General features: G+C 40.0%; 11 protein-coding genes. 7 read left to right on the forward strand and 4 right to left on the reverse strand.

Annotated elements, in window-relative coordinates:
- Window positions 1-154: 154 nt before the first annotated feature.
- Complete coding sequence (locus ACM0OX_RS01700; protein WP_414512549.1) at window positions 155-2,362, reverse strand: recombinase family protein; 2,208 nt, start codon at window positions 2,360-2,362, stop codon at window positions 155-157.
- A gap of 78 nt (window positions 2,363-2,440) precedes the next feature.
- Between ACM0OX_RS01700 and ACM0OX_RS01705 the strand changes: the two genes are divergently transcribed.
- The 3 genes from ACM0OX_RS01705 to ACM0OX_RS01715 all read left to right on the forward strand — a co-directional run bounded on the left by ACM0OX_RS01705 (window position 2,441) and on the right by ACM0OX_RS01715 (window position 6,529).
- Entirely contained in the window at window positions 2,441-3,796 is a 1,356-nt protein-coding gene (locus tag ACM0OX_RS01705) for a proton extrusion protein PcxA (RefSeq protein ID WP_414512551.1), read from the forward strand.
- A 524-nt stretch (window positions 3,797-4,320) separates the two neighbouring features.
- The gene (locus ACM0OX_RS01710; protein ID WP_414512553.1) at window positions 4,321-4,986 is read left to right on the forward strand and encodes a DUF4082 domain-containing protein; all 666 of its coding nucleotides are present in this window, start codon (window positions 4,321-4,323) and stop codon (window positions 4,984-4,986) included.
- Window positions 4,987-5,269: 283 nt separating this feature from the next.
- A complete protein-coding gene (locus ACM0OX_RS01715; RefSeq protein WP_414512555.1) occupies window positions 5,270-6,529 on the forward strand; it encodes a murein transglycosylase A in 1,260 nt (419 codons plus the stop codon).
- 110 nt (window positions 6,530-6,639) lie between these two features.
- Here the strand turns inward: ACM0OX_RS01715 and ACM0OX_RS01720 are convergent, their stop codons facing one another.
- Both ACM0OX_RS01720 and ACM0OX_RS01725 read right to left on the reverse strand, forming a co-directional pair.
- Entirely contained in the window at window positions 6,640-6,873 is a 234-nt protein-coding gene (locus tag ACM0OX_RS01720; protein ID WP_292745509.1) for a DUF3134 domain-containing protein, read from the reverse strand.
- Window positions 6,874-7,078: 205 nt separating this feature from the next.
- Window positions 7,079-7,507 (reverse strand): hypothetical protein, encoded by a 429-nt coding sequence (locus ACM0OX_RS01725; protein WP_289797738.1) that lies wholly within the window; start codon window positions 7,505-7,507, stop codon window positions 7,079-7,081.
- Window positions 7,508-7,775: 268 nt separating this feature from the next.
- Between ACM0OX_RS01725 and ACM0OX_RS01730 the strand changes: the two genes are divergently transcribed.
- The gene (locus ACM0OX_RS01730) at window positions 7,776-7,913 is read left to right on the forward strand and encodes a hypothetical protein (RefSeq protein ID WP_414512557.1); all 138 of its coding nucleotides are present in this window, start codon (window positions 7,776-7,778) and stop codon (window positions 7,911-7,913) included.
- A 224-nt stretch (window positions 7,914-8,137) separates the two neighbouring features.
- Here the strand turns inward: ACM0OX_RS01730 and ACM0OX_RS01735 are convergent, their stop codons facing one another.
- The gene (locus tag ACM0OX_RS01735) at window positions 8,138-9,418 is read right to left on the reverse strand and encodes a substrate-binding domain-containing protein (RefSeq protein WP_414512559.1); all 1,281 of its coding nucleotides are present in this window, start codon (window positions 9,416-9,418) and stop codon (window positions 8,138-8,140) included.
- Window positions 9,419-10,801: 1,383 nt separating this feature from the next.
- Here ACM0OX_RS01735 and ACM0OX_RS01740 point away from each other — a divergent pair.
- The 3 genes from ACM0OX_RS01740 (at window position 10,802) to ACM0OX_RS01750 (ending at window position 13,171) form a co-directional block, all read left to right on the forward strand.
- Window positions 10,802-11,992 carry a choice-of-anchor tandem repeat GloVer-containing protein gene (locus ACM0OX_RS01740; protein ID WP_414512561.1) on the forward strand — a complete coding sequence of 397 codons (1,191 nt, stop codon included), beginning with the start codon at window positions 10,802-10,804 and terminating at the stop codon, window positions 11,990-11,992.
- 245 nt (window positions 11,993-12,237) lie between these two features.
- On the forward strand, window positions 12,238-12,393 hold the full coding sequence (locus ACM0OX_RS01745) for a hypothetical protein (protein WP_414512562.1): 156 nt from the start codon (window positions 12,238-12,240) through the stop codon (window positions 12,391-12,393).
- A 166-nt stretch (window positions 12,394-12,559) separates the two neighbouring features.
- Complete coding sequence (locus tag ACM0OX_RS01750) at window positions 12,560-13,171, forward strand: hypothetical protein (protein WP_414512564.1); 612 nt, start codon at window positions 12,560-12,562, stop codon at window positions 13,169-13,171.
- Window positions 13,172-13,184: the final 13 nt, after the last annotated feature.

Here is a 13,184-nt window from a genome sequence, read left to right on the forward strand (position 1 = left end):
TCAGCAATATCATTTTTAATTTACTCGGATATTTCAGCAAGTGCTAGGTTGATTTAGTAAAAGATTCAAAGCCTCTCTGCTAAAAGGAGAGAGGAATGGAAGTGAGGTCAAAATTGTACTTCACGCTTGTCGAGAACCGCTACTATAAAAACACTCAATTAACATTAGCCTCCGAAATAACCGTCACACAGGCATTCACTAAGGGTAACAGCGGCCCTAATTGCTCTTGTCCATTCACGGCTAAATCGCTGTGACACAAATAAACTCTCTCGGATACACGAGAGAGTAAATCTGTCAAAATTCTTTGCAGTCGTTGTTCTTCTGCCAATTTTTCATCTTCTGCTGTCCAAGGTTCGCCTAACCTGTCTCGCAGGAAAAACGGCGCACCGAACAAAGTTGCTGCACCACCTTTCGCCCATAGAGGTGAACCAGCATCCAGCCAAAAATGCCACTGATGCGATCGCCTACTAGATCGATATTGAAATATCGTTGCTAAGGTGACAGCCTTTCTCGCTCCACCAATGGGGCGCACAGGATAAGCGTTGGCGGTAATCGTACCACGTCGCAGTAGTTGAATGAATTCAATAATAGTTGTGTGAGGCGTTGTCTCCACTGGGGCAATTTGTCGTAATCTGGTGTCAATTTCCCAGTAGTGTTGGGCGGTTTCTAATAATTCCCGGAGTGCTGCTAGTTGTTCGTAGGGGAGATTACTACCATTCCATAAAAAGCGCTGAATTGCTCTGTCTAACAGAGAAATAGGACTAGGAATTAACCGCAATTCTTGTTGCGATCGCTGCTGTTCTAGCCACTCTAATATCTGATTATAAGCTGTAGTCGCTGCATAGCCGATTCTGTCCCAGCGCTCGAAGGCTGACACTGGTAGCAAGTTGGGGCGATCGGGATGGGGTACAAAGCAGTAATCTGCAATCAAACCAGCGCGTACCGGATCAATATTTGTAGAGACGCGATTCATCGCGTCTGTTGTAGATACCCGATTCATCGCGTCTCTAGAGTTTTCTGGTGGTTGTTGTTTCCTACTCAATACAACCAGCATTTCTGCCACAGCATCCCGATCTACGAGTCGTCCCAAGCCGGGATAAACTAGTGCCAGCATGGTGAGTAAGGCGCGAATGACGGGCGAACTAATTAGGGGACGTTGGTCATTGAGCGATTCTACTGGGATATTTTGTTTAACGAGGATTTCTACTAGAGTATAACGAGCGATCGCATCTAAACCTGGTGCAATAATTGCCACTTCTTCTGGTTGCACTTGCTGCGATTGAATGGCATCAGCAATTTCCTCTGCTGTTTGCCGCAATAATTGGGCGCGGGAGGTGGTTTGAATTGAATACACTGTTTTTGGTAAACTTAACATTACCATCGGTTCTGTGACTAATTCCACCATCTGTTTAGTCAGTTGCTCGCTCAGGGACTCTGGAGGCGGCCCGTTCAAGATTTCTACCCGACAACGCTCTGCTAACCCTTCTAAATAGTTGGGATCTGCTCCCAATCCCAATCGCACTGCACCGTCAGGATTGTAACTAAATGCGCCAACTGCACCTCGATCTAATAGCAACTCAAACAAAAGACGCGCTACGCTAGGATAATCATCTACATCATCTGCCAGTACTGCCTGATAGCGTTTAGTTAGGTGCTGTTGGTAGTTGCGATCGCTTAATAAGTGCTGACTATAAAGTTCGGTAATAATCCCATAAGTTAGTAAACCCCTCTCTAAACACCAATTACGCCAATCTAGCAGCAAAGATGCTAAAAATTCCGGCTCTAAAGTTGTGGTATTTTCCCCTAGACCTTTGGCTAAAATCTGGGCAATATCTTCACAAGGTATACCACTGTAAGCTGCTAATTGTAATAAGTCCAAGATGCGACGCACCAAGCGAGATTCATTCACTCCCGCCAGACGTAAAATTTCTTCGTCTAATTGCGGACGCCAAAGTTTGGTTGCTAACTCTTGTTCGGTTTCTGGTCGCAATCTTACCGGAAACTGTGCTTTCAGGTTCAACGAGTTAATCAGCAACGGCCAAAATAAAATGACTTCATCCTGAAAAAAACCTAGTGGCGTCTTGGCACGAACCGGATATTTACCCAAAGTGGAGGTAACAATTATATCTCCTAGTTCTCGACGATTATCATCATTGGCAGCTAAAACTAAAACTCCCGGCTCTGTTTGTTTAAGATATAAAAATTCGGGTATATGACCAGTTTTTTTACGTCCTGTTTTTTTCGTATAAAATGATTCAGTATATTGTTTTTCTGATACTACCCAATTACAAAATTGCTCTACCAAGCGAGCCGTCTTACCACTGCGGCTAGTGCCAACAATCCAAACCGAATGAGAAACCACAAACTTTCTCCTTGTAGATTTGTTAGTATACCTCGTGCGTTAACTTAAGGTTAATAGTCATCAAACAATGCTGAATGATTGTCTGCAATGAAAAACTCTGTTTTTAGTCAAAAAATCTATTCTTTCTTACTTGCTGCTTATCGATGGTACTTACAGACTCCTGAACGTTCTTTAGATGAAGCTTACAATGCAGCATTAAAAATTCAGGAAATAGAAGATAAGCATTTCAATGGTAATAAAATAGACATTGACTCAACCATGTACAGTAACAGTGTGATGGATTATTTTGAGTCAGACCTCAACAAGCTATTAAAAATTGCCAGGATGCGGCTGACGGAGTTTAGAGGAAGCCGTTGGTTTCTAAATGAAGAGAATCACAAAGCTGCCGAGAAAGCAGGTATAGAGTATCTAAGTCCTTCTTTAGTTTTAGAAAAGCTAAACTATATCGACCAAGTTATATCTAAATACACAACGAATTCCGCGCAAACAACTTCCAAAGCTTTAGTAGTACAACCTCCAAATCTCCCAGTTAACTCTGTCACATCTGACGAAAAATCTTTGCTCGTCAAAACTCCAACATTACCACCCAAAATACCAAATCAAGACTTAAATCATAAACCAAAAGCCAAGAGTAAAACCGATACAATGGGTGTTTTACCTCGCTCTATTTTAAGTACTATCAGTCGTCTGCAAGTTGAATTAGACCCTAATTCGGAACAAGAAGTAATTCAGAGTTTTCGTCAAACTCAAAAAAGAACAATAATCTCTCTCAGATTTATTTTACTATTAATTATTGTACCACTTTTAACACATCAAATAGCAAAAGCTTTTGTAGTTGGCCCAATTATTGAGCGGTTTAGAAGCACTCAAGAAATGCAGATATTTCTCAATTCCGAAATGGAAGAGGAAGCCCTTTTAGAATTACAAAGGTTTGAAGAAAAACTCAAGTTTGAAAATCTCATTATCAAAGCCCCTCCACTGTTACCTGAGCAGATGGAGACTGAAATGAAAAATAAGGCGAAAGAGCTTGCTGAAGAATTTCGTCACGAAAGCTCTGGTGCTATCAAAAATGTTTTTGCAGATATGTTTTCGGTGGTTGCTTTTATCTGGCTTTTGTTAGTTAGTAAGTCTTCTATTGCTGTGCTCAAAGATTTCTTTGATAATATTGTCTATGGACTTAGCGATAGTGCGAAGGCATTTATCATTATTTTGTTTACTGATATCTTTGTAGGATTCCACTCTCCTCATGGCTGGGAAGTACTGCTAGAAGGTGTATCGCGTCATTGGGGATTACCAGCAAATCGAGATTTTATCTTCTTATTTATTGCCACATTCCCAGTGATTTTAGATACCATTTTCAAATATTGGATTTTCCGATATTTGAACCGGATATCGCCTTCTGCTGTTGCTACTTACCGTAATATGAATGAATAGGGATTGGGTGGGAAAAATTTTAGTAAAACAATTAACGGCGTTGCATATTTGCGGGATGATTTTGCTAGCAACTTAAAAAATAATCCCATCGCTCTGGCGAGCTGGCGTTGCAGGGGAGGAAGAATCTAACGATTAATCATCTTCGCTCCCAAAATTGCATAATTTAATTTCTGGAAATCCCTTAAGGAGACGAAAATCTGAGAGGAGATGACCTGACTTTTCACGGTAAGCCCTCAAACCTCGAAAAAGCGTGGCTTTTTCCACAGACTAATTCTCAATAGCTTTGAGTTAATGAAAAGAGCTAACAGAAAAATCAGGGCTTAGGAAATCTTTAAAATGAGCTTTTCCATATGCCGTGAAAAGTCAGATATCTTCTTCTTTTGACGAAGGTATTGCGCTAAATAAACTAGCCCTTATTTAAAGTTTAAGTAAATTTGCTGAAAAAGTATTGACGCTGTGAGTATAAATAAATATATTGCTGTAGAGAGTCTCGAATGTTAAATGTTTATCGGAGAAATAAGATTGTGACAATCGTAAATGTACTAAAAAAGTTATCAATAGCTTCTCCTTTTATCCTGACAACAGCTTTAGTTTCTGCACCATCTGTATACGCATCTGAAGCGATACAGAGTTTGGCAGGTGGATCTAACTTTCCAGCTTTTAATGGTACAAATCAAACAATCGGTTGGTCATTTACTGCTAATGACAACCTCTCAGTTACTGCATTAGGTTTTTACGATCAAACTCCTGGGAATCCTCTATCACAATCCCACTTAGTTGGGTTGTGGACATCGGACGGGAATTTACTAGCTTCAACAACTGTCCAAACCACCAGTCCACTAACTGGAAGCTTTCGTTACCAGGATATTACATCAGTCAATCTTCTTGCTGGAATGTCATACGTTATTGGTGCAGCAATAACTAGTCCATTTAGTGATATTTATACTGTTCCTGCATCAGTAAATACGGCTCCAGAAATTACTCTCACCGGTAGCGCCAGAAATGGTTCATCCCAAGGGTTTAGTTTTCCTTCAACCCTGACAGCAGGTAACGGTAGGATTGGCCCAAATTTCAAATTTGACGTAGTTACCCAAGCTGTTCCCGAACCGACTTCTCTCATCGGTATCTTAGGCTTAGGTGCTTTTGGCATCACCTCTCTTCGCAAACGCAAGCAACTAGTTACAGAATAAACGAAGGGACAGTAAATAGGACTTTATGTGCTTCTTTGCCTCTCCCTTGCTCGTGCGCTGGGGGAGGCGCTTAGAACTCTTGAGTGTAGATAGTTTGATGGAGTCAGGGCTTACTACCAAATTGAGACAATTTAGTTCAAATGTACTCACGCTTGAAAAAAGTGATGGGTTTTTTTAGTCTTTTTTTATAAAGTATATAAAAACATATTAGGTCTACTGTATTTTTGGTTTTTGATTTTTGAATTTGAGTAAAGTGGGATAATCTCAAAAATTTTAAATTTTGATGAAAAAGACACTTGCTGGGTTAGGAAAGCTAAACAAATTTATCGCCATCAGCCTACCGCTGCTTCTGTCGATTTTCTTAGTGCGTATGGAATCTTTGGCGTATCGGGAACTCAGTCCGCCAGAATGTCGCGTGAAAAAGTGGGATATACCGGTGTCCTTTACACAAAAGCAAAAAGCACCATTAATCGAGAGACTACCAGTTACTTGTTGTCAGAACGATCGCTCTTGTTTGGATGAAGTAATTTATGGCAAAATACCAGAGAAAAAGGCACTGATCGGTGCGATCGCTCGCAGTCTCCAATATCTGCAAACAGCTAATGCTGCGGCTGCTTATCAAAACTATCCGGTGGCTGGGATTACGCGCTCGCGCGTCATCAAAAGCTTGCAAAGATTCCGCGAACTTCTATTAAAAACCAATTCTGCAACAGAATTACATCAAGCCATTGAGCGGGAATTTGTTCTTTACCAGTCAGTCGGTAAAGATAACCAAGGTTCTGTTTTATTCACCGCCTATTATGAGCCACTTTACGCAGCCAGTCGCGTCCCGACAATACAATATCGCTATCCTGTTTATCGCTTACCCCCTGATTTCAACTCCTGGACTAAGCCTCATCCGACACGCGAGGAGTTAGAAGGAGCAGATGGTTTACAAAGTTCAAAAGGGAAATTGCGAGGATTAGAGTTGTTTTGGTTTCGCTCTCGCCTCGAACCATATCTAGCTCAAATTGAAGGTTCGGCGAGACTTCAGCTTCCCGACGGGACTCAAACAACAATCGGCTATGCTGGCAATACCGCTTATAGCTACAAAAGTATTGGGCGAGAATTAGTCAATGATGGCAAATTACCGCTAGAAGGTATAACTCTGCCAATTATTCTCGACTATTTTCAAAAGCATCCTCAAGAATTAAATATTTATATACCGCGCGATCGCAGCTTTGTTTTTTTTCAAGAAAATCACGGTGAGCCAGCCCAAGGTTCGATCGATGTACCATTAACAGCAGAGCGTTCTATTGCAACAGATAAATCTCTCATGCCTCCCGGTGCTTTAGCATTGATTCGCGCTTCTATTCCCTTCGTTAATCCTACCGGAAAAATGCAAGAGCGCATTATTAGCCGCTATGTTCTTGACCAAGATACCGGAGGTGCAATTAAAGGTGCGGGTAGAGTGGATTATTTTTTAGGTACTGGGAAAATCGCAGGCGATCGCGCTGGTGTTACAGTCAGCAATGGACAATTATTTTATCTCTTACTCAAATGAAATCGGCGGTTAGAAACCGCGTCTACACAGTCAAAACCCGAAATTTTTAAGGACGAGAGTTTGTGTAGTCGCGAATTCTATTGCCCTGGCTTTAAAATCGAGTTAGTATGCTAGGCTTCCAAATCCATTTCACCATCATCATCGTCATGATCGTAAGGGATATCGTCAAGGTCTATCATTTCGGAAATTTCTTCTACTTCAGTTAGATACTCAGATTCTTGATGTTCGCGTTCTATTAGACGACCAGTTGACTTCAGCCATTCCAAGAGAATAAACTCATTACTTGTACGAATTACAGGCGCTCGCTGATTACGAGGTTCTTCACGTAAAGGACTTATAGGCATAAAAAAAACTCACTTTGAATTTACAGGTTAGCGTACAAAAACGTCAAAATTGTACATTAAGGTTAAAAGTCTTGTATGACAAGTCTTTTCTCAACAGACAAAATATGACCCATTGAAGTTTTGTCTCAAGTCCATTTAGCTACTTACCATTAAAATGTCCAGATGTCAGTTTTAATAATAAATATTTCAGGGGATGCAATATATATTACAAAGCATTTGGTACCTTGACGAGAGTTTCATACATATCAGAGGGTAATGCAGACAGTCTATTCGCTACAGCGACTGCATCAGCTAAGTTACTAAATTGACACCGGACTATTTCTTGTCCATTTCCTGAAGGGAATCGTTTCCTAGCTTTATTAGATACAGCACAAATAATCGCTAAAGCTTTGGCGAACCCGTCTTTTGTCAATATTCTTTCTTGAGCGAACCCTTCAACAGGGATAAGACAAACCTCAAATCGATAGCCAGGTCTGGGAGAAACAGCTATGTCGATATATGGTTTATCTTCTTTTCTGATTCGGCGTAAATATTTGGCTGTTAAATTAGTATCGTGCAGATCAGTCCCAAGGGCGTAAGTAAAAAAGCAATCTTCTGTGAGGGATTCAGGACGAGTAATTATATCCGTGGGCATAAGTTCCAGTAGTATCCGTATGTTGTCTGCGTGTGTGACACACTAGACTTGTCCGTTCTTCTTAGCACATTTTTTTGACAGTTTGATGTATCAGTGTCAAGCGAGACATTGCAATACATTTCGACTAACTAAAACTTTAATTTTTGAAATACTTATGACATCAAACACCTTCAGAATCAAAGGGTGTAGAGATTTAGATTCGGAGAGGGTCTATATAGTCAGTTACATAACCGAAAATATTTCTCAACATAATAAAATCATAACATAGTTGACGCCAAATTCTGCGATCGCTCCATCTGACAGCATTGGTGAATGCCTAAAAGCGATCGCGATCGCAAACTATCTGAATATTTATTTATACCCATCAACTTATAAACTTCAAGGTTACTCAATTTACTATCTCTAGTTGAATGAGATAAACTTCTAAAACGCTTGACTATATAATGCTAATAATGCCTTAAATTTGATAAATCAGAGCATTATTAGCAGTTATTGAGATAAAATTATCGCCTTAATAAATCCCCAAGATTATAAATATAATCCTGGGGTATAACTTTCATATCTTTGTCAAGACATGTAAAAATCTAAAGGATACAAGGGAGGATAATACCAAAAACAGTATTCACCCAATTATGGTTTGACGTAAGTATTCACAACATTTTGAGACAGGGTTTTTATGGCAGCGGGAAGAGGAGCATATCCCCGATTTTTAGCGATAGTGTCCCCGGTTGCTCCGAAAGCCCAACCGATCAATCCTTTAATACCAGCTGCTACTTTAGCGTCTGCGTATTTATCATAAAATAGCACGTAAGTTGCGGTAACAATGGGATAAGCATTTACAGCTGTTGGATCGGTAACTACGAGTTTAATCCGTTGAGCATTTGCATCTTGGTCACTCGCACCGACAAAAGCATTTGAAATTGTAGTTGGTGAAATGGCATTGTAAGTACCTGCCTTGTTCTGCAAGACAGCAGCTTTCAGATTCTTAGCTAACTGCGTAGCACTATCAACATAACCAATTGCACCAGGAGTGGTAGCGATTGTGGTGGCTGCACCTCCACCTCCTGTAGCGCCTTTGGAACCGACTGGCCAAACAACTGTATCGCCTGGTATTGTTGAGGGTACAGAGCCAACAATACTTTTTTTACCAGCTCCTCTGTTCCATGTAGGAAATGCCGCCTTGAGATGGCTGCTTAAAGCAAAAGTAGTACCGCTATCGTCGCTACGATAGACTAGAACGATTGGCTTATTTGCTATTGTTGCACCGCCGTTATCTGCTTTAATTTTGGCATCATTCCAATTTATGATGTTGCCTTGAAGAATACCAAGGTAAGTAGCTCGTGAAAGCTTAATTCCACCAGCTGGCACCTTTAGACCAGTAGGGTTATAAGCTAAGGCGATGCCAACGGTGATTGCAGGTACTTGGACGTATGCATTTGCGGGCGTGCCAGCGTTGTTGGGACTGCCACTAACTTTTTCTGTTCCTACTACGGGGTCGTCACTAGCTGCAAAAGAGACAGGGCGATTGATAGTAGGACTACCAGCTGGTACAGCTTGAGTGAAAAAAGCTGTTAAGCCCTTACCACTACCAACCGAAGCATATCTGAATGTGACAGCCGCATTTACTGGGCCGGGAGGATTGAGGCTTGAAGGATTTCCAACACCGTAAGTGTTAAACCATGAGCCTTTCGGATCAAAAGGAGAGGTAGTTCCTGTACCTATAAACAAAGTAGTTATACTGCTTGCACCTGCACCATTTATGGAAGTTACTCCAGTTGGCGGAGCACTGGTAGAGGTCTGAGCTAGAGATTTATGAGTAGCAGATTGACCTACTACTAAACCAGTTGCTATGGCAAGTACAGAAATTGAACTTGCTAAATAGGTTAATTGACGATTTGGATAAAAAGTCATGTCAAGCTCCTTCAAATTAATTTCCGCTTCAACGCCTATAAAATCAAAATCAAGTGTCAAATTGACGATTGTAAACAACCTTTTATATGCATAAATAGTTAGCATTCCAAAGGTTATTGACAAATTATAAATTGACACCAAATTATGAAAAATATAGAGCAAAATAAGGCAAGTTTTTCAAGAATTAGAGGGCATTAAGCTATTGCACAGCCACTCTAATACATGATTGTTTGCTAGTTAAAAACTCTATATTCATAAAGTAAGTTTGTATAAATATTCAGTGGCTTTATTATAAAAGAGCAGTTATAAGGTAATATCCTTTAATTACCATTATTAGTCTCTTGTTCACTTTTAAAAAGCCATGTTTAATTTTACACACTTACTTATTGAGGATGGCAATTTTATCTGAGTTATGGAAATAAATTTCTTTAATGTAGATATGCAGCAGTTTATTACAAACTACAGCTAAGTGCGAAGTAAAGAAATTCAGACTTCCACGATTTTTTTATAACTGCTAAAGGTCATAGCTGTTAAATTTTGCCAACGGAATCAACAGTATAATGTGAAGGTAAAGCTTAAGTCATGATTCCATTATGAAATGATTAAAAAGCTTAAATATATTTTGGGAATTTAGAGTTGTTTGAAAAGTAGTTTTTATAGCAATTTTATTACTTTCACCAGAGAAAAATCAAAACCTTTCACTTAATATGTGATTTTGCTTATTAAGATTTTTTTAGAGCTTTTAATCAGTATTTAATAGAGTTTACTGATTGCTTGACAAAAAAACCACTATATGAACTTTTTCAGTTGAGTCTTGTGGCTATATTCTGTCAAAATCGTGGATTTTCCCCTGTTTTTTGTGTTTTTCACGACATCAAAAACATAAATAATGCTTTATGCTACCGAACGAAATCATTAATCGTGCCATTCACGTTATTGACTCAGTGCTAATACGGTTTTTGTGGTGTAGGTAAAACAGGCTTTCTGAGTCCTTTTCAAATAGGGCTATACCAACATTTAAGGCATTTTCTCGTTAATGCCTAAGCCGACAAATTATACCAATTTTAGATAAGAATGCGCTCAATACGTAGATTGAGTCGTAGCAATATCTCGTAGATTACGGGATAAAACTCAACATATACAAGATGTTGGGGCTTTGGGTTTCGTCCTTATTAGCGCCAATTGCTTCTCCCTTCACCCCAAGGCAGAGGTTAGGCGTAGTTTGCTTAAACGCAGAAAAGCTGGGAAACCCTTCGACAGCAGTGGCTTCCTACTTTGTAGCAATCATTTTTCAAATTGGTATTAGTCATGAGTAGCATCCATCACAAAATCCGTTAGAACTAGCTACGATTCCGTCTCCACCAAACTTTTTTGAGGTATTCAATGAACAAGATTAATCTGTACAAACAACACCAGACCAAAAATAGGGTATTGATTTTTACTTCTTTGACTGTTTTGGCTTCTTCATTAGTACTACCCTTCCAACAAGCCTTTGCTGCAACATTGACCACTGTTGTAAATTTCAACGGCACTAACGGAGCTACACCAAGAGCTGGTGTACTTAAAGGCAATGGTACTGATGGCAATCTTTATGGAACTACTTCTGCTGGTGGCACTTCTGGCAAAGGAACTGCATTCAAGTTAACTCCTACTGCTTTCACTACTCTGACCACACTGATAAACTTCACCGGAACCTCTGGAATCAACAAAGGGACTAATCCAGTCGCTAGATTATTTCAAGCAGCCGATGGCAACTTATATGGGGCAAGCTTTACAGGCGGTACAAGCGACCTCGGCAGTGTGTTTAAGTTGGCGAAAACAGCTTTTACTACCCTGACAACTCTGGCAAATTTTACAGGCACTAATGGAGCTAACCCAGCAGGCCGACTGATTACAGGTACTGATGGTAATTTGTGGGGGACAAGCTCTACAGGTGGGGCCAATAATAAAGGAACTATATTCAAGGTTTCGCCCACTACCGGGGCACTCACCACCATCAGAAGCTTCAGCGGTACTGATGGAGCAACTCCATTAGCAAGATTGCAACTGGCTACCGATGGAAACTATTACGGCAGCGCCTCTGCCGGTGGAGCAAGTGCTAAAGGAGTTGTATTCAAGTTAACTCCCGCAGGAATACTGACTTCATATAGCTTTAGTGGCACCAATGGGGCAAATCCACAGTCTGGATTAATTGAATTTGGTGGATTCCTCTATGGCACCGCTAAACTGGGTGGAGCCAACAATAAAGGAGCTGTATTCAAGGTTCCGGTTGGTGGCGGTACACCCGTTTTAGTTGCCAGTTTTAATGGCACTAATGGGGCCAACCCAACGGCTGCACTCATCAAAGCAAGCAATGGTAACTTTTATGGCACAGCTTCTGCTGGTGGGGCAAGTAACAAAGGAGTTATCTATCAGCTGACTGGGGCAACCATCACTGGCTTAATTAGTTTTAATGGTACTAATGGGGCAACGCCAGAGTCGACGCTAATTCAGCTCTCAAATGGTGCTTTTTACGGTACTGCCTCTTTTGGCGGTAGTTCTAATCTAGGAACTGTGTTTAAGTTTGTAATCTAGTTCTAAATCTAATCGGCGTGTAGAAAATGGTAAAACGTACATTTGAACGTCTACCATTTTTCTACAATCGATCTAAACTTTTCAAGACAGATATTTGAATTTTGGTGACTCAATATTGTTTCATATCGTGTTCGCTCTGAAGAACCCTAAAGAGCCAAAGCTACGCTTGGTCTGCCCTAAGAGCAAGCCTATGGTGTACATACAAGTCTGAAACATTTATAGCATTTCGCTCAGATACCTATGAGGTGGAGAAAGTCAAGGCTTGGAAGTTGGTCGATCGAGGCTATCTGTATGAGAAGATTGAGAAAATTCTCAAAGTCGAGAAGAATCTACCAGTTCAATCTCGATATTTGCAATCCAGCTTCTCAAATCAGAGAAATTTAGTTTTAGATAAATCTTAATATCATGTTAACTTAACTTCAGAATACTGATGTAGAATATAGAACTTTACTACAGGTTTATAATTTGATTAATAATGAAATGATGTTAAAGTATGTTGAATTGTAGTAGTTGTAAAATTTGATACAAGCAAGGACACCTTATAGTACACCATAGGAAAATTAGCAAATGTTTAGACAAAGTTCTCACGAGAGAAACTTTTTCAAAGCTTTAACTGTTAGTGCGGCGAAAGAATCTCACAAGTTAAGACTGGCATTTAAATCCTGTCTGACTATTCTGCTTGAATCTGTACCTTTTTTGATTGCTTGTGCTGTATTAGTTAGCGTTATCAGCCTCAAAAGTCCTATATTGCTCTTTTGTTTACTTGTTGGTAGTTTAATTGCAGTTATCACCCAGCAAATTGGTCAGCAAGTAAATTTACCAAAGCGATCGCTAATATTATTACAAATTTTAGCAGCAGCGATCGTTCTGAGTTTATATTGGTTAGACTGGTTTGCAGCCCCCGCACAAGCACAGTTTTTTGGGGAAGCTGAAAAGTTTTTCAAAAAAACCTTAACAGCAAACAATGCTGGTGCTAGCGACACACCAGTAAGCTTAATATTTAATGTGTTACGGGCAATTTACTTACTTTATATTGCAATCTCCCTTGTTGGTGTGATTAATGCAGTGCGTAAAGATGAAGATTGGCAAAGCATCGCCAGAACTCCCCTATTAGTGGTTGTTGCTGTTACCATCGCGGATGTACTCACACGCTTTGTAATTGGCGATAGCAGTAAATAATTCAGATATTTCA

The sequence above is a fragment of the Nostoc sp. PCC 9305 genome (assembly GCF_963920915.1).
Lineage (GTDB): Bacteria > Cyanobacteriota > Cyanobacteriia > Cyanobacteriales > Nostocaceae > Nostoc.

Bases quoted from the DNA above. Each gene is read 5' to 3' on its own strand.
- ACM0OX_RS01740 (WP_414512561.1), top strand. From the start codon at position 10,802: ATGAACAAGATTAATCTGTACAAACAACACCAGACCAAAAATAGGGTA.
- ACM0OX_RS01735 (WP_414512559.1), bottom strand. From the start codon at position 9,418: ATGACTTTTTATCCAAATCGTCAATTAACCTATTTAGCAAGTTCAATT.
- ACM0OX_RS01725 (WP_289797738.1), bottom strand. From the start codon at position 7,507: ATGCCCACGGATATAATTACTCGTCCTGAATCCCTCACAGAAGATTGC.
- ACM0OX_RS01720 (WP_292745509.1), bottom strand. From the start codon at position 6,873: ATGCCTATAAGTCCTTTACGTGAAGAACCTCGTAATCAGCGAGCGCCT.
- ACM0OX_RS01750 (WP_414512564.1), top strand. From the start codon at position 12,560: ATGTTTAGACAAAGTTCTCACGAGAGAAACTTTTTCAAAGCTTTAACT.
- ACM0OX_RS01715 (WP_414512555.1), top strand. From the start codon at position 5,270: ATGAAAAAGACACTTGCTGGGTTAGGAAAGCTAAACAAATTTATCGCC.